Below are 16,788 nucleotides of genomic sequence, written 5' to 3'. Positions count from 1 at the left end.
GCAACCGGGCAATAATCCATGCCTGTAGCCGGCCTGCCCGCCGGCGAATGAAGGAAAGACCATGGCACGCCTGAAGACGCGAACAGGCTTCATCAAGCGTTTCGCGCGCGAGCGCAGCGGCGCGACAGCCGTGGAATTTGCCCTGGTCGCCCTGCCCTTCTTCACCCTCATCATGGCCATCATCGAGATAGCCCTTGTCTTCTTCGTCGGCACGATGATGGACAATGCGCTCAACGAGAGCGCGCGGGAAATCCGCACCGGACGCCTGCAGACACAGGGCGGCAGCGAAGAATCCTTCCGTGACGAGTTGTGCCGGCGCGTCGCGATGATTTCGGATTGCACGCTCATCTCGGTGGATGTGCGCACTTACGAAAACTTCTCCCAGACCGACTTTTCCAGCCCGATCGGAGCGGGCGGCAGTTTCGATTCCAGCGGCTTCAACTTCACGCCGGGCGGTCCGAGCGACATCGTTGTCGTGCGCGCCTACTACCCGATGAAGCTGTTCCTGCCCTCGATCGGGCTCGCCAACCTGCCCGGGAACAAGCGATTGATCGCCTCGGCGACCGCGTTCAGAAACGAGCCCTATCAATGAGTGCCCGGCCCGGCTTCCTCGCCCGCTTCCTGGGCGACACACGCGCGGTCTCGGCGATCGAGTTCGCGCTGATCGCGCCGATCCTCATCGCCTCCTACCTCGGCGCGGTCCAGCTGTCGCTCGGCCTGACGGTGGACCGCAAGGTGTCGGTGGCCACGAATGTGATCGGCGATCTGGTCACCCAGACCGAGATGATCGATAGCGCCCAGATCGACGACATCGTCGCGGCGGGGGCCGCCATCATGCAGCCCTTCGACGAGTCCGACATGGCCGTGCGGATCACGTCAGTGCGCATGAATAATGACGGCGACATCTTTGTCGACTGGTCCGAAGGACGCAACGGCCTGTCGGGGTATGGCCAGGATAGCGTTCTCGACCTGCCCGAGGGGCTGCTAGCCCCGAGCAATTCGATCATATTCGTCGAGATGATCTACACCTACTCCACCCCGTTCAATACGCTGGAGCTGGGTGAGTTCACGCTGACCGACAAGGCTTATCTGCGCCCGCGCCGCTCGCTCTGGATCCGGCGCAGGGACTAGTCGAGCTCTGCTTCGATCTCGCGCAGACGCCTCACGGCCCAATGGTCTACCGGATAGCTGTGTGACCCGATTGCCCTGACGGCAACCACGCCTTGAACCGCATTGCACACGAGCACTGCTTCGGCTCGCTCCAGAGCCAGCTGTGCGGACGGAACCAGCGTCAGACCGGCTTGGGACAGGCGTTCGAGAAGAGCCGCCCGCGTCGTGCCGGAAAGCGCTCCGGCTTCGGGGCCCGGCGCCACCAGGTCATTTCCCGCGATCCACATCACATTGGCACAGTCGGCGCAGGAGGGGTGTCCCTCCCCGTCGTGAAGCAGCGCCATGTCGGCTGCTGCTGAACGGGCCAGGCGTCGCGCATGGAGCTCGTCGCCATAGCCGATCGGCTTGAACCGGGTCGCTTGCGAGGCCGGGTCGCGCCGCGGCGCCGACACCGGCTCGAGTCTGATGCTCACGGGCGGGTCGGGGCGCGCCAACGCTGTCATCAGAACCGTGCCCGCCTCTCCATGGACCGCATCCATGCCGCGGCCGTGCGGCCCGCGTGTGATCGTCAGCCGCAGGATGGCCGCGGTCAGCGCGTTCGCGTCCGCCAGCGCGCGGCTTGCGTCCTCGATCGCGAGCCAGTCCGGCTGCGCGATCTGCAGGATATCCAGCGCAGCGGAGAGCCGGCTGCGGTGAGCCGGCCAGCGCCGGATGCGTCCCGCCTCGAAGCGCATGGTCTCGAAGGCGCCGTCACCCAGCAGAAAGCCGCGGTCGGCCGGATCGATCCGGGCCTGATGCGCCTCGACCAGATGGCCGTTCAGCCAGACCCGGCTCATGTCGCCTCCACAGCCCGTTTGAGCGCCGCGATCTTGGCGTGGGTCTCGGCCAGCTCGTCCTGCGGATCGCTGTCAATCGTGATCGCCCCGCCCGAGCGAGCCTCCAGCGCCCAGCCGCCTTGATCGCGCACGAAGCTGAGTGTGCGGATCATTACGTTGAGATCGACGCGCCTGCCATCCGACGCCCATCCGAGCGCGCCGCAATAAGGCCCGCGCGCCTCGCCTTCCAGCTCCGCGATGATTTCCATCGCCCGCGCTTTGGGCGCGCCCGTGATGGAGCCGGGCGGAAAACTTGCCGCAACGAGGTCGAAGCCGTCGCGGTCGGGCTCAAGCTCGCCTTCAACCGTGGAAACCAGATGGTGGACGTTGGAATAACGCTCGACCGAGAACAGCTCCGGCACGTTGACCGAACCCGGTTTGCAGACGCGCGAGAGATCGTTGCGCATCAGGTCGACGATCATCAGATTCTCGGCCCGGTCCTTGTCCGAAGCCAGCAGCTCCGAAGCCAGGCGCGCGTCCTCTTCTATCGTGCGGCCGCGCGGGCGCGTCCCCTTGATCGGGCGCGTCTGGACACGCCCTCCCTCGTTCAGGCGCACGAAGCGTTCCGGCGAATTCGTCACGATGGCCCGGTCCGGGTCCAGCCGGAAATAGGCCGAGAACGCGGCCGGGCTCTGCCTGACCAGGCGCTCGAAGACGCGAAGCGGCGCGTCCGCTCCGGCGATCTGGCCCCGGAAGGGGTGGGAGAGATTGATCTGGAAGACGTCGCCGGCGCGCACATACTCCACCGCGCGTTGCGCCGCGTGAAGATAGTCCGTTTCGCTCCAGACCGGCGCGAGCGACCCGGCCGGGCCCGGTTCGACCTCCCGGCCGCGGGCAGTATTGATCGCATGGGCCAGGCGCAGGCGCGCGGCCGGCTCGCCCAGAATGGAAATCTGTCTGTCTGCGTGATCGAATACGGCGACTGCCGGATACCAGCCGAGCGCAAGATCGGGCCAGCCGGGGTCCTGCGGCAGGTCCAGCCGCTCGAACGCGGCGGCGAGTTCGTAGAAGAAGAGTCCGGCAAAGCCGCCGGAAAATCGTGACGAGTCCGTTTGGAGACGGTGGCTGGCGGCCCGTGCCTGTTCGAAGACGCCGGCTCCCTTGCCTTCCACGGTGAAGCTGGGAAAGGCGCACAGATAGCTCAGCCGGCCCTGCTCGCCCTCACCCCCGCCATGCATCAGCAGGGTGTAGGGCTCGTCAGCCAGCCCCGCGAGCACGCTCACGGGCTCCACCCAGGCCGTGTCGCCATCACTATCCAGGGCGAACAGGCCCACCGGTGACTTCTCCTGCGTCAGGTGAGAAGGGCGCGCTTCACGCGCTCCAGCTCGTCATCCTCGAGGCCGAGCTCGCCGCGCAGATACTCGCGCGGATCGCCGATCTCTTCCATCGCCGCATCCAGATACGCGGCCTCGACCCCCAGGAAGGCGCGCATTTCGCGCTCGCCAACCTCTCGGCCCGTCTGCTCTTTCAGGCGACGCCGTATCGCCGGGGTGATGCGGTCGAAATCCACCGCCTCGTTGGTGAAGAGATAATCCTTGCGAACCGTCTCCTCATCCACGCCCAGCTCGGTCAGGAGCAGCGCGCAGAACATGCCGGTCCGGTCCTTCCCGGCTGCGCAATGGACGATGAAGCCGTCCTCCGGTCCGCTCTCGGCCAGTCCACGAAAGCCTTGCTGGAACACGAATTTATTGCCCTCGTCAAAGGGCAGGCGCCGGTAGGTCTGCGTCATGAACTCGCGGATCGAGTCGAACGACATGTCGCTTTCGCGCAGGAAGACCAGGTGCGGCGGCTCGGCCGCTCCGGCATGGTCGCTTTCATAGACCGAAACCGCCTGCTCCCCGGTCCAGAAGGACGGCTCCGCCTCGCGCTCGCGCGGACGCCGCAAGTCGGCGACCTGACGGATATTGAGCCCCGTCAGCGTCTCGCGGTCGCGCTCGCTGGCACGCGAGAACTGACCCGACCGGTAGAGCCGATTGGCCACCTTGCGCCCGGACCCGGTTTCAAAGTCACCGAAACGGCGGAAATTATGGACGCCCTCGAGCGGAAAAACGCGATCTTTCATACGATCATACCTAATGCCGGAGAGGGCGCGATCCAACGCGCTCTTGCGCGAACCGTGTCCAAGCGCCGCCCTGTGTCTGAGCTGCGCCTCACCGGAACGGCGGTTCGTCGAAGCTGCGAAGCTTGCGTGAATGCAGCGCGGCGCTGCCTTCGCGCTTGAGGATTTCCACCGTCTCGATGCCGGCGCGCAGGTGTTCGGAAACCGAGCGCTGGTAGAATAGGTTCGCGGCGCCGGGCAGCTTCAGCTCCCCGTGCAGCGGCTTGTCCGACACGCACAGCAGCGTCCCGTACGGGACGCGAAGGCGGAAACCGTTGGCGGCAATCGTGGCGCTCTCCATGTCCACGGCGATGGAGCGCGACTGGTTGATGCGCTTGGCCACCTGGTGGTAGCGCAGCTCCCAGTTGCGGTCGTCATAGGTCACGACCGTCCCCGTCCGAAGGCGGCGCTTGAGCGTCTTGCCCTCGTCTCCGCTGACGCGCGCGACCGCATCGGCCAGGGCAATCTGGATCTCGGCGATCGGCGGAATGGGAATCTCGCGCGGCAGCACATCGTCCAGCACGTGATCGTAGCGCAGATAAGCGTGCGCCAGCACGTAATCGCCCAGACGCTGGGAGTGGCGCAGCCCGCCGCAATGGCCGATCATCAGCCAGCATTCAGAGCGCAGGACTGCCAGGTGATCGGTCGCCGTCTTCGCGTTCGACGGCCCGACCCCGATATTGACCAGGGTGATGCCCCGCCCGTTCGGCGCGATCAGGTGATAGGACGGCATCTGGAAGCGCCTCCAGGGCGCCTCGTCGATCACCTTGTGAGGATCTTTCGTATCCGCGTCGATGCGCACGAAACCGGCAGCCGAGAGCGCCGTGTACTCGCTGTCCGGCGACTGGACCTGCTCGATCGCCCACTCCACGAAGGCATCCATGTAGCGGTGATAGTTCGTGAACAGCACGAATTGCTGCACATCCTCGTAGGGCGTGCCGGTATAGTGGCGCAGGCGCTGCAGCGAATAGTCCGTCCGGCGCGCATCGAACAGCGAAAGCGGACGCACACCGGGATCGGCGTGGACGCGCTCCCCGTTCGGCAGGGCATCGTCGATGCGCGACAGGTCGGCATAGGGAAAGTGGCGCACCAGCTCGGCCGGACGGGCCTCGGTCAGCGACAATTCCTCCGCCCCGTCCAGCACATAGGCGAAGGGAATTTCCTGAAGCGAGAGACCGGTCTCGACCTTCACCTCGTATTCCGACTGCAGCAGCTCGATCTGCTCGATCAGATAGGCGCGAAACAAGGCCGGATGAGTGATCGACTGGGCGTAGATGCCGCTTTCGGAGAATTTGCCGTAAGCCCGGCTGATCGGTGGCACCGGCCCTTCGGGCAGGTAGGTGATACGCAGCTCGGGATAGGCAAACGCGCCGGCGCGCCGGTCCGCCTCGGAAGGCGGCGGACCACCATCCAGGTAGATCTTCAGCTCCTCCCGAAGCGCCGCGACAGCCTCATCGTAAAGCTCGCAGAGCCGGTCCACCGCGGCGTCTGCGCTCGCGGCGATCTGGAAGCTGTGTTCGATCTCTTCTGCGGCGACGAGGCTGGGTTGCATGCGCGATCTAGTCTTCGCGCTTGACGAAGGTCACGGCGAAAAGCGGCGCGCCGTCGAACGCAGTGTCGATCTTCCCGTCCTCGTCGATCATGTTGAACACGGTCGACTCGATGCGTCCGTCGGTGCGGTAGCCCTTCTCGGCCATGCGTCCGCGGTGGAATTCCAGTGCGGCGGCCGAGAAGGTCTTCGCCAGGAAAGTGATGCGGTGGGGTTGGTCGGCCATGTCGGCACTCCTTGTCGCGAACTAACGGGTTACCCCTTCGATACAGGGTTCGCCCCCACCTTCCAAGCGCTTCTCTGGACTTGGCTCAGGGGGCGGGGCAGCGCCCGCCGGTGAGACGTTCGACCGTTGCCGGATCGGCCTCGGTCTCGGCCGGCTCGATGCCCAGCCCGCACGCGATGACCGCATGAACGTTCACATTCTCGAACGCCGGCACGGTGACCCCGCTCTCGAACATCGGACCGGCGGCCACGAAGGTCGCGGCCATGTCGGGGTGGTGGTTGTCGTAGCCGTGCACCCCGGGATAGGGCGGATAGCCGCGCGACCACAGGCTCGGCGCCGTGAGCGACCAGCCTGTGTCGGCGAGCACGAACAGGTCGGGACCGCGCGTCTCGTGATTGAAGTGATAATGCTCGGGCGTCTCGCCGCGGCGCCACACGCGCATGTGCTCGTGCGCGCCATCCAGAGCCGCATACGCCGCGTCGATCGCATCTGGCTCGCCGTACACCATGGCAAACGGCCGGTGCCCGGCACCGCCGCGCCCTTCCATCTCCGGCACGAAGACCGTGTCGAAATCGATGACCGTATCGAGCGCGATGGCGTTGTCCGGGTCGATCTCGGTCATGCCATGGTCGGACACGACAATGATGTTCGTGCGCTCGAGCAGGCCGCGCGCCTCAAGGCCGGCGACCAGCGCGCCCACCCGGGCATCCACATCGGCGACCGCCTCTGCGACCAGCGGATGCTCCGGTCCTTCCCGGTGGGCGACTGTGTCGACCCGGTCGAAATACACCGCCGCAAAGCGCGGTTGCTCGCTGGCCGGTCGGTCGAACCAGGACAGAACGGTGTCGACCCGCTCGTCATAGGGCTTCTCGTGTTCGTAGACTGACCAGTCACTCGCGTGCTGGCCGTCGATTTGAGTTTCCGACCCGACCCAGAACATGACGCCCGAGCGGACACCCTGGCGCTCTGCGGTAATCCAGATCGGCTCGCCGCCCCACCAGCGCTCCTCCTGCGTCGAGACTCCGTTCTCGAACACCGTGTCGAACTCCCGGTCATAGGGCGCGTTCGTGACCAGGCCGTGGCTCTCCGGATAGAGCCCGGTCGCCAGCGAATAGAAATTGACGAAAGTCACGGACGGCATCACCGGGATCATTGCCTCGGCGCGCACACCGCGGGCGGCCAGCGCCTGAAGGTTGGGTGCGTCGTACAGGTCGATGAAATCGGCGCGCAGCCCGTCCAGCCCAATCATCAGGACGATTTCGCCCTCGTCGGCCTGAGCCATGCGAGGCGCCTCACCGCCCTGGCTTGCGCACGCCGACAGCGCCAGAGCCCCCAGGCCGAACGCGCCGAGGCCCAGCGTGTGAAACCGTGCAGTCATCATAATCTCCCTCATACCCTAGTGTGGTTTGGCCACCGCATAGGCGGCCCTTATGACGCCCGCGTGACACTGCTTGCGCTTTTCGCAGCGCAACAAACAGGCTATCGCTCTCGAGTTTGCTTTGCCCGTCAAGAGGATCGGCCATGTCCGGCGCACTGTCCCAGCCCTTTATCGTGATGAAATTCGGCGGCACCTCCGTTGCCCGCCCCGAAAACTGGGACGTGATTGCGCGCCTGGCGCGGCGTCATCTCGAAAGCGGCAAACGGGTGCTGATCGTGCATTCGGCGCTTTCCGGCGTCTCCAATGCGCTCGAAGCCCTGCCCGCAGCTGCGATGGACGGCCGGGCCGAGGCGGCCGTGGCCGAGATCGAGGCGCGCCACCGCGAGTTCGCCGGGCAGGCCGGCCTCTCCATCCCGCCCGCGCTTGAGCTGTTGTTCGAGCGTATCGCCACACTCGCGGCCGGCATTGCCTTGGTCGGCGAGGCGAGCGCGCGCGTGCGCGCCGAGCTCATGGCACACGGGGAACTCATGGCGTCGGCACTGGGGCTTGCAGCCCTCGCCCGGGCCGGGCTCGAACCCACTGCGCTGGACGCACGCGACGCGATTGCGGCCCGCAATAACGGCGAGGATGCCCGCGCCTATCTCGACAATACGTCGGACGCCGATCCCGATACGGAGCTACAGGCGCGTCTGAACAGTGAGACACTGGTCCTGACCCAGGGTTTCATCGCGCGTAATGCGCGTGGCGACACCGTCGTGCTCGGCCGGGGCGGGTCGGACACCTCGGCGGCCTATTTCGCGGCCAAGCTGCAGGCCGAGAAGCTGGAAATCTGGACCGACGTGCCTGGCCTGTTCAGCGCCGATCCGCGTCTGACCTCCGGAGCCCGCCTTCTAAAGGCGCTGAGCTATGAGGAGGCCCAGGAAATCGCCACCATGGGCGGCAAGGTCATCCATCCGCGCTGCATCGGCCCGGCACGCCGTGCGAATATCCCGGTCGAGGTGCGCGACACGTTTCGTCCGGACCTGCCCGGCACGCGGATTTCCGGCGCGCCCGGCGACGACCGGCCCAGCCTGAAGGCGGTTTCGGTCAAATCGGACATCAGGCTGGTGGTCATGGAAGGCGCGGGCATGTGGCGCCAGGCCGGCTTCCTGGCCGACGTCTTCACCGTGTTCAAGACATGCGGCGTCTCTGTCGACCTGGTCTCGACGTCGGAAACCAACGTGACGGTGAGCCTCGACCCCGATCCGGGGCTCGACACCAACCGGCTCGACCATCTCAAGCGCGAGCTCGAACCGCTCTGCCGGGTGCGCATCATCGAGGACGCGGCCGCAGTCTCCATGGTCGGCTACGGCATAAGGCGGATCCTGCACCAGCTTGCCCCGGCGCTCGAAGCCTTCCAGGACAAGCCGATCCTGCTCGTCAGCCAGGCGGCCAACGATCTGAACTTCACCGTCGTTGTGGATGGACCCGAGGGCAAGGCGCTCGCCGCGCGCCTGCATGAAAGCCTGATCGGGAGTGTTTCGCAAAGCCGGGTCTTCGGGCCGAGCTGGGCGGAGATCACCGGCCCGGCCGAGGCGAAGGACCGGCGCGACCCGCCCTGGTGGCAGGCGCGGCGCGACGCGCTGCTCGACCTCGTGCCCGGCACGGGCGGGCTTTATGTCTACGACCGCGCCACCGTGGCGTCGAAGGCCGCTGCGGTTGCAGGTCTCGGATCGGTCTCGCGCGCCTTCTATGCGATGAAGGCGAACAATCATCCCGAGCTGCTGAATACGATCCACGGAGCCGGGCTGGGCCTGGAATGCGTCTCGATGGGCGAAGTGGCCCATGCGCGCAAGCACGTGAACGCTCTGAATCCGGACGAAATCCTGTTCACGCCCAACTTCGCCCCGCGCGAGGAGTATGAGGCGGCCCTCAGGCTCGGCGTCAATCTGACGATTGACGGTCTGCATCCGCTCACCCAGTGGCCGGAGCTGTTCAAGGGCGCGGATCTGATCCTGCGCGTCAATCCAGACCGCCCCAAGGGCCATCACGAGCACGTCAAGACGGCAGGTCCCAAAGCCAAGTTCGGCATTGCGCTCGACATGCTGCCGGCGGCACGCGCGGCGGCCGAAGCAGCCGGCGCGCGTATCGTCGGGCTGCACGCCCATGCCGGGTCCGGCGTGGCGGAGGCCGAGCACTGGCGTGAGATCGGGACGATCCTGGCGCAGGCGGCCGAGCGCTTTGACCATGTCCGGCTGCTCAATGTCGGCGGCGGGCTGGGCGTGCCGGAGATGCCGGACGCACCCGTGCTCGACCTCGCCAAGGTGGAGCGCAATCTGCAGACCCTGAAGAAGGCGGCGCCCGGCTTCGACCTGTGGATGGAGCCCGGCCGCTATCTGGTTGCCGAATCCGGCGTGCTTCTGACCCGGGTCACCCAGATCAAGCATACGATGTCGACCCGCTTCATCGGTGTTTCGACCGGCATGAATTCGCTGATCCGCCCGGCGCTCTACGGCGCGCGCCACGAAATCGTGAACCTGACCCGCTTCGGCGACGCCCCGGCGGGAATGGCCTCGATCGTGGGGCCGGTCTGCGAGAGCGCCGATCTTCTGGGCGCCGACCGCCTGATGCCCGAGACCGAAGAGGACGACGTCATCCTGATCGCCACCGCCGGCGCCTACGGTCAGGTCATGGGGTCGCGCTACAATCTGCGCGAGCCGGCGGGTGAATACGTGCTGGACTAGACGGGGGCCAGCCCCGGCCATGACGGCCCGGCGCCTACCCCAGCAGGGCGATATTGAGCAGACCGGAGCCCTTCAGCCCGTTGATGACGAACTCCACGGCGAGGGCGGCCAGGATGATGCCCATGATCCGGATGGAGACGGTCCGCGCGCTCTGACTGATGACCCGGTCGATCAGCGGAGCGATCATCAGCGCGGCGAAGAGCAGTCCCACAATGAGGGTAATCACCCCTGCGAACAGGCCTGCCCGCACGGGGCTGTCCACCTGCTCGGAGAAGATGATCAGCGTGGCGATAGCGCCCGGGCCGACCGTCATCGGGATGGTGAACGGATAGATGCCCGGATTGTCCACGCGCTCCATCTGTCCGCGCTCGCGCTCGGTGCCGGCATTGGAAGTGTGGCGCGCCCCCGAAATCATCGTCAACGCGATCTGGAACAGCAGGATGCCGCCCGCAATGCGGAAGCTGTCGATCCCGATCCCGAACAGACCGAGGATCTGACGCCCGAGAAGCGCGACGGCAAAGCAGGCGATGAAGGTCGCGATCGTTGCCGTGACCGCGGTGGCCCGCCGGCTGGCCTCGGTCTCGCCCTCGGTCAGGGAGAGAAACACCGGCATCGCCGCAAGCGGGTTCAGCATCGCGAACATCGCGGCGAGAAACCGGGTGAAGAATTCGATATCCATCGCGAGGCCGTCCGTCTGCAAACACGAGTAGAGCCGCAAAACAAAGCGGCGAACCCGCGCCTTACGGGTTCGCCGCATCCTGCGCAAGCTTTGCAGCACGCGCGTTTGTGCATACTCGACCTGTGCGTTTGGCGCAGGCCCTATTCGGCCGGTTCGGCCGCCTTCTTCGTGCGCCAGACGTCGAACGTGTTCCACACGCCCTCGTCGCCGTGCCAGTCGCCCTTGGTCGCGCCCTTGGAGTATTCGGTGGCGCGCGCTTCGAAGAAGTTGGCGTGCTCGACCCCGTTCAGGATTTCGCTCAGCCAGGGCAACGGGTGTTCGGAAATGCCGTAGATCGGATCGAGCTTAAGCTGCGTCATCCGCCAGTCGGCGATGTAGCGGATATAGGACTTGATATCGTCCGGCGTCATGCCCTCCACCGGGCCCATCTCGAAGGCCAGATCGATGAACTTGTCTTCCAGCGCCACGACCGTCCGGCAGCATTCGGCGATCCGCTCCTTGACCTTCGCGGTCAACGCGCCGCTCTCCTCGGCGAAGGTGTGGAAGGTCTTGATCATGCCTTCGCAGTGCAGCGACTCGTCGCGGATCGACCAGGTCACGATCTGGCCCATGCCCTTCATCTTGTTGAAGCGCGGGAAGTTCATCAGCATGGCGAAGCTGGCGAAGAGCTGCAGGCCCTCGGTGAACGCGCCGAACACCGCCATCGAGGTCAGCAGATCCTCGTCATTGTCGACGCCGAACTGGCCGAGATAGTCGTGCTTGGCCGCCATCTCCTCGTACTCCATGAAGGCGGAGAACTCGGAGTCCGGCATGCCGATGGTTTCCAGCAGCAGCGCGTAGGCGGCGATGTGGATCGTCTCCATGTTGGAGAAGGCCGCCAGCATCATGCGCACTTCAACCGGTTTGAAGAGCGGCATGTAGTTTTCCATGTAGTTGGCGCCGACCTCGACGTCCGACTGGGTGAAGAATCGGAAGATCTGCGTCAGCAGATTGCGCTCCTGATCGTTCAGCTTGGTCGCCCAGTCCTTGCAGTCCTCGCCCAGAGGCACCTCTTCGGGCATCCAGTGGACCTGCTGCTGCTTCTTCCAGAATTCGTATGCCCACGGATAGCGGAACGGCTTGTAGGACAAGCTCGTGGTCAAGAGGCCGGGTTTGTCTATCTGTGGCGTGGTCATGGCGATTAATTCCTGAACGGCTTGGTGCGTGCGGCCGGGAGATCGGCGATTCTTCGATGTCCGGCTATCTCAATATATAGTGGTTAAGAGGTGCTGAACGTCCACCCCTTGTGTCTGAGAATGGCAAGTTTTCCACGGACACGATCAGTGCAACGCCATCATGAAGGCCGTGACCGGTCCGGCGCAAGGGGGCGGAAGCGCGCACGCCGCAGCCTCCGGCCCGCTGCTCACGCCCGGAACTCATTGCGCGGGACCCTGTTGATAAGGGCAACCTGAAAAAGGAAACCGCGTGACCGAGAAACCTCACTCCATCCTGCTTGTCGAAGACAACGCCATCATCGCACTGGACATGTCCCAGATGCTGGCCAGCTTCGGCTGCGACACGCTGGGTCCGGCCGCCAACGTGGAAAATGCGCTGAGACTCATCGAGCAATCGCCACCCGATGCAGCGATGCTTGATATCAATCTGGGCACCGACCGCAGCTGGCCCATCGCATACGCCCTGCGCGAACGCTCCATCCCGGTGATTCTCGCCAGCGGCTATGCGCACAGCGAAATCGAATCGGATTTCGCGGCCGCCCCTCTCTTGCCCAAGCCGGTCATGAAAAGCGATCTGCGCCATGCTCTTGTCCGGGTCGGCATCCTGTCATGAGCGGCACCTGGCCCCTTGCCGGAATTGGGCTTGCCATCACATAAAGATATCCTTATACGTGAAGTCGCGCCGATTTGAGCTTCAGCTTGCGGGCGCGGAACAAATTCGGCTAAAGCGAAGCGACGAGAACCAAAAAAGGGCATTCGGCTCACGCCATCCCGTTTAGTTTCCGTCTCTTCCCACCGTCCGCTGAATAGGTTTTCCGCGTCTGAACCGACACCGGAGACCGATCATGACGACCCTGTTCACACTCGCTCCCGCCGCCTCGCCCGTGGCTTCGTCCACGGGATCGATTCGCGCGGTCATGCTGGGTTGCGGCACGGTCGGCTCCGGGGTGCTGCTTCACCTCCCGCGGGCGATCCGTCTGGAAGCCATCCTGGTCAGGGACCGGACGCGCGCGAGGCCCACCCGGGCGCCGGTCTTCACCGATATCGACGACATCCTCTCGCTCAGGCCCGAACTCGTGATCGAGGCCCTCCCCGGCGGAGAGGCGGCCGAACGCGCGCTCGAACGCGCCGTGGCGGCCGGATGCCATATCGTCAGCGCCAACAAGGATGTCTGCGCACGCCGGCCCGATCTTGAAGCCCGCACCCGGCAGGCCGGACGGACTTTCGCCTACGCCGCCGCAGTAGGCGGCGGGGTGCCGGTGCTCGAAGCGATCGCGCAGCTGAAGGCCCAGGGCCGGCAACTGACCCGGGCCCGTGCAGTCGTGAACGGCACCTCCAACTTCGTTCTGGACCGGCTCGCCGCCGGGCAATCGCTTGAAACGGCCGTGACCGCCGCACAGGAGGCCGGCTTTGCTGAGGCCGACCCCGGCGCAGATCTCGACGGTCATGATGCCGCGTGCAAGCTCGCCCTGATGGCGCGCACGGCCTGGGGCGTCGATCTCGATCCCCGCGCCATCCCCGCTCAGTCGCTGCGCGACCTCGATCCGGCCGCACCGGCCCGCGCGGTGGAGAATGGCTGCCGCATCCGTCAGGTCGCCAGCCTGCGGCGCGAAGGCGGTACGGTCACGGCGGAGGTCAGGCTCGAAACGCTCAGCCTGGACGATCCGTTGTCGCGCACGAAAGACGAGGCCAATTGCGTCGTACTTCATGCCGAGACCGGCCTGCCGGTTGTCCTTTCCGGCAAGGGCGCGGGCAAAGGTCCGACGGCGGCCAGCATGCTGGGCGACATCGCCCGCCTGCTCGCGGAGACGTGTTGATGGCCTCAGCAGCCTCCCGAGCCGGCAGCGCGGACGAAGACTGCGGTCCGGCCTGTAGCGAGCATGTCGTCAGCCTGGAATTGTCCGGCGGGCAGTTCGTCCAGGCGACCGGGCGGTTGACCGGGCCAGCGGGTGCGCCGGCCATCGCCGTGCTCGGCGGTGTCAGCGCAACGCGTTGCCTCGTGACGCAGAACGGACAGGCCGGCTGGTGGCCGGGCGTGGCAGGCGAGGGCCATGCCCTGGATCCGCGCCGCTTCCAGCTCCTCTCGGTCGATTTTCTCGCCGAGAACGTTGCCCCCTTCCCGACCGTCCACGATCAGGCCGAGGCCGTGCTGGCCCTGGCCGACGCGGCGGGGCTCGCACGCTTCGCGGTTGTCGGGGCGAGCTATGGCGGGGTGGTGGCCTTGGCCATGGCCCAGCGCGCGCCGGAGCGTATCGCGAGCCTGGCGCTGCTCGCGGCAGCCGGGCGTGTTCACCCGATGGCGCAAGCCTGGCGCTCCATCCAGCGCGACATGGTCAGCTTTGCGCTGGCGCGAAACGATGGCGCTGGCGGGCTGGAGCTGGCCCGCCGGCTCGCAATGACGACCTACCGCACCCACGAGGAGTTTGAGTCGCGCTTCGTCGAGCCGGCCCCCGGGTCGCGCGATGCCGCCGGGGTGGCCGCGTATCTGAAGGTTCGCGGCGCGCAATATGCCGCCTCGACGGCGCCGGAACGCTTCCTCGCACTGTCGAAGTCGATGGACAGTGTCGAGATCGATTTTGCGAGGATTGACTGCCCGTGCGCCCTGCTCGGCTTCGAGAGCGATCGCCTCGTCCCGCCGGGCGACATCATCTGGACCGCGGCCCAGATTCGCGGCGCCCGCCATGAAATCGCGCCCAGCCTCTTCGGCCATGACGGCTTCCTGAAAGAGTGCGCGCGCGTAAACGCCTTTCTGGAGAGTGTTCTGTGACCCACCGTTTTGCGACCCGGGCCGTACGCGCCGGACTCAATGCCGATCCCGGCCACAACGCGGTCGTGGCCCCGATCAGCGTGTCGGCCTGCTACCGGCGCCAGGATCCCGGTCAGCCGGGCGCGTTCGACTATGCCCGCACCCAGCAGCCCTCCCGCGCTCTTCTGGAATCGGCACTGGCCGAACTTGAAGGTGCCGCCGGCGCGACCGTCACTGCGTCCGGCATGGCCGCGATCGACCTCATCCTGAACGACCTGCCGCCGCACGCGCACGTCGTGTGCGCGCATGATTGCTATGGCGGCACGCGCCGCCTGTTCGATGCGCGCGCGGCGCAGCAGCGCATTGCGCTGACCTATGCCGACACGACCGACCCTGACGCCCTGCAGGCTGCGCTGCGCAAAGGTGCCGATCTGCTCTTCGTGGAGACACCCTCCAACCCGCGCCTGCGTCTTACCGATATCGAACAGGCCGCGCGCCTCGGTCACGATGCCGGGGCGATTGTGGCCGTGGACAATACCGTTCTCACCCCGGCCCTCCAGCGCCCGCTTTCGCTGGGCGCGGACATCAGCGTCTCATCGGTCACAAAGATGCTGAACGGTCATTCGGACATGGTCGGCGGTGTGGTCGCTTGCTCGGACGCCGACCGGCACACGCGCCTCGCGTGGTGGGCCAATGCGGCTGGGCTGGGCGCCAGCGCCTTTGACAGCTTTCTGGCGACCCGCGGCCTGCGCACACTGCCGCTGCGTGCGCGCGCGCAATGCGAGACGGCGCTCGAACTCGCTTCCCGGCTGGCCGCACACCCCGCGATTGTGCGTGTCGACTATCCTTTCCTGAAAGGCCATCCCGGGCGCGGCATCGCGGCCGCCCAGCAATCGGGGGGCGGCCCCCTGCTCAGCCTGGAAGTGTCGGGCGGAACGGCGCAAGCCATCGAGCTCGTCAAATCGCTCCAGCTTTTCACCCTCGCCCAGTCGCTCGGCGGGGTCGAAAGCCTGGTATGCATTCCGGCGACGATGACCCATGCGGCCATGAGCGCCGAAGCGCGAGCCGAAGCCGGTATTGCGGACGGTCTGGTGCGTCTCTCGGTCGGGATTGAGGATGCGGAGGACCTCTGGGAGGACTTGCAGGCAGGTCTCGAGATCCGGTAGCCGGACCTAGAACGCGTAGGAAAGCGAGATCGCGCCGAAACTGTCGGAAGCCTGCTGGCCCACGAATTGTTCGGAGCGCACGACATAGGTCAGCGAAAGCCGGTAGCTGGCCACGCGCAACACGCCGCCAGCCTGGAAGTCACCGGTCAGGTGGCGTTTGTCGACTGAGCGCGAGTCCGAAAACGTATTGCCGTCCAGAAACACGTCCTTGCCGACCAGATAGCCGCCGAACCCGGCAAAGATGTACCCGCCAATCCCGGAGCTCGGCACGAACAGGCTCGACGGCGCCAGCGCGGGCCGGATGCGCGGCGGCGCGAAATCAGACGAGAGATCGGTGCCGATGCGCAGGGTCGCCCCGGCAGAGGCGCTCGTGCGCAGCGTACCCAGCGTCGCCCCGGCGTGACTGATCAGATCGGTCTGCAGGCCCAGAATGCGGGGACCCTCGAATCTCTGAAGGCGCTGTCCGGAAACGGCGAAGACCAGCTCATTGCCCAGCTGGGTATCCCAACCGGCCGGCTCTTCACCATCGATCAGCCGGTGCCAGTTGGCTTGAACAAACTCGCCGCCGGCCGCCGGCCCGACGAGTCCGATTTCCACCGTCAGCGTGCGTTCGGTCGTCAGCGAACGCGCACTGGCAAAGCCGGAAAGGCCGAGATAACCCGCATACGGGTGACTGTCCTCGGGCGGAACGGCGAGTGAGATGTCGTCGGGGGTATAGATGGCGTGGCTGAGCGTGAACCCCTCGCGCAGGTCGGTGCTTTCCAGATCGATCAGCGGATGGAATTTGGCCAGCTCTCGCAGCCAGGGATGGACCCGGTCGGCCGCCGAGACGACCTCGAGGCGCAAGCCGTTGGTATAGTTGTCGTCGCTACGTACGAAATAATCGTTTTCCACGACCAGGGACACCACACTGCCCTCAGGCACGCCTCTGCGCTGCTCTCCCTCGCCCTCTTCTGCGAGGGCAGCGGGGACAGCGCAAAAGGCCAGGACCGCCAGCGCGGCCCGGACGGGAAATCTCATGATG

General features: G+C 65.9%; 16 protein-coding genes. 7 read left to right on the top strand and 9 right to left on the bottom strand.

Annotated features, from left to right (window positions below; genetic code table 11):
- Positions 1-61: 61 nt before the first annotated feature.
- Together PGP17_RS09190 and PGP17_RS09185 are read left to right on the top strand one after the other, a co-directional pair.
- Positions 62-592 carry a TadE/TadG family type IV pilus assembly protein gene (locus PGP17_RS09190; RefSeq protein WP_135944413.1) on the top strand — a complete coding sequence of 177 codons (531 nt, stop codon included), beginning with the start codon at positions 62-64 and terminating at the stop codon, positions 590-592.
- Positions 589-1,131 (top strand): TadE/TadG family type IV pilus assembly protein, encoded by a 543-nt coding sequence (locus PGP17_RS09185; protein WP_270375109.1) that lies wholly within the window; start codon positions 589-591, stop codon positions 1,129-1,131. The genes PGP17_RS09190 and PGP17_RS09185 overlap by 4 nt, the downstream gene beginning before the upstream one ends.
- Here PGP17_RS09185 and PGP17_RS09180 read toward each other — a convergent pair.
- From PGP17_RS09180 to PGP17_RS09155, 6 genes are all read right to left on the bottom strand, one after another.
- Positions 1,128-1,946, bottom strand: a complete 819-nt coding sequence (locus tag PGP17_RS09180) for an aminotransferase class IV (RefSeq protein ID WP_270375108.1) — start codon at positions 1,944-1,946, stop codon at positions 1,128-1,130. The genes PGP17_RS09185 and PGP17_RS09180 overlap by 4 nt on opposite strands.
- Positions 1,943-3,259 carry an anthranilate synthase component I family protein gene (locus PGP17_RS09175; protein WP_270375107.1) on the bottom strand — a complete coding sequence of 439 codons (1,317 nt, stop codon included), beginning with the start codon at positions 3,257-3,259 and terminating at the stop codon, positions 1,943-1,945. Before PGP17_RS09175 ends, PGP17_RS09180 begins: the two co-directional genes overlap by 4 nt.
- Before the next feature lie 17 nt (positions 3,260-3,276).
- Entirely contained in the window at positions 3,277-4,047 is a 771-nt protein-coding gene (locus PGP17_RS09170) for a tyrosine-protein phosphatase (protein ID WP_270375106.1), read from the bottom strand.
- Between the two features lie 88 nt (positions 4,048-4,135).
- Complete coding sequence (locus tag PGP17_RS09165) at positions 4,136-5,635, bottom strand: AMP nucleosidase (RefSeq protein ID WP_442915143.1); 1,500 nt, start codon at positions 5,633-5,635, stop codon at positions 4,136-4,138.
- Positions 5,636-5,642: 7 nt separating this feature from the next.
- Entirely contained in the window at positions 5,643-5,858 is a 216-nt protein-coding gene (locus PGP17_RS09160; RefSeq protein ID WP_135944424.1) for an AMP nucleosidase, read from the bottom strand.
- An 85-nt stretch (positions 5,859-5,943) separates the two neighbouring features.
- The gene (locus PGP17_RS09155) at positions 5,944-7,236 is read right to left on the bottom strand and encodes an alkaline phosphatase family protein (protein WP_270375105.1); all 1,293 of its coding nucleotides are present in this window, start codon (positions 7,234-7,236) and stop codon (positions 5,944-5,946) included.
- A 143-nt stretch (positions 7,237-7,379) separates the two neighbouring features.
- On the opposite strand from PGP17_RS09155, the gene PGP17_RS09150 reads away from it, so the two are divergent.
- A complete protein-coding gene (locus tag PGP17_RS09150; RefSeq protein WP_270375104.1) occupies positions 7,380-9,959 on the top strand; it encodes a bifunctional aspartate kinase/diaminopimelate decarboxylase in 2,580 nt (859 codons plus the stop codon).
- Between the two features lie 34 nt (positions 9,960-9,993).
- On the opposite strand, the gene PGP17_RS09145 is transcribed toward PGP17_RS09150, so the two are convergent.
- Positions 9,994-10,638: a MarC family protein gene (locus PGP17_RS09145; protein WP_158291228.1), complete on the bottom strand. Its 645-nt coding sequence runs from the start codon at positions 10,636-10,638 to the stop codon at positions 9,994-9,996.
- A 140-nt stretch (positions 10,639-10,778) separates the two neighbouring features.
- Positions 10,779-11,813, bottom strand: coding sequence for a ribonucleotide-diphosphate reductase subunit beta (locus PGP17_RS09140; RefSeq protein WP_135944432.1), 1,035 nt, complete (start codon positions 11,811-11,813; stop codon positions 10,779-10,781).
- Positions 11,814-12,102: 289 nt separating this feature from the next.
- Here PGP17_RS09140 and PGP17_RS09135 point away from each other — a divergent pair, with 289 nt between their 5' ends.
- The 4 genes from PGP17_RS09135 to PGP17_RS09120 all read left to right on the top strand — a co-directional run bounded on the left by PGP17_RS09135 (position 12,103) and on the right by PGP17_RS09120 (position 15,764).
- Entirely contained in the window at positions 12,103-12,465 is a 363-nt protein-coding gene (locus PGP17_RS09135; protein WP_270375103.1) for a response regulator, read from the top strand.
- Positions 12,466-12,697: 232 nt separating this feature from the next.
- Positions 12,698-13,669 (top strand): homoserine dehydrogenase, encoded by a 972-nt coding sequence (locus PGP17_RS09130; RefSeq protein ID WP_270375102.1) that lies wholly within the window; start codon positions 12,698-12,700, stop codon positions 13,667-13,669.
- Positions 13,669-14,619 (top strand): homoserine O-succinyltransferase MetX, encoded by a 951-nt coding sequence (gene metX / locus PGP17_RS09125; protein ID WP_270375101.1) that lies wholly within the window; start codon positions 13,669-13,671, stop codon positions 14,617-14,619. The genes PGP17_RS09130 and metX overlap by 1 nt, the downstream gene beginning before the upstream one ends.
- Positions 14,616-15,764, top strand: a complete 1,149-nt coding sequence (locus PGP17_RS09120) for a trans-sulfuration enzyme family protein (RefSeq protein WP_270375100.1) — start codon at positions 14,616-14,618, stop codon at positions 15,762-15,764. Before metX ends, PGP17_RS09120 begins: the two co-directional genes overlap by 4 nt.
- A gap of 6 nt (positions 15,765-15,770) precedes the next feature.
- On the opposite strand, the gene PGP17_RS09115 is transcribed toward PGP17_RS09120, so the two are convergent.
- Positions 15,771-16,784, bottom strand: a complete 1,014-nt coding sequence (locus PGP17_RS09115) for a lipid A deacylase LpxR family protein (RefSeq protein WP_270375099.1) — start codon at positions 16,782-16,784, stop codon at positions 15,771-15,773.
- Between the last annotated feature and the right edge of the window lie 4 nt (positions 16,785-16,788).

It is taken from the genome of Marinicauda sp. Alg238-R41, assembly GCF_947331485.1.
GTDB classification, from domain to species: domain Bacteria; phylum Pseudomonadota; class Alphaproteobacteria; order Caulobacterales; family Maricaulaceae; genus Marinicauda; species Marinicauda pacifica.
The sequence above is the reverse complement of the archived record's forward strand: the minus strand, read 5'-3'. Positions and strand labels throughout refer to the sequence as shown.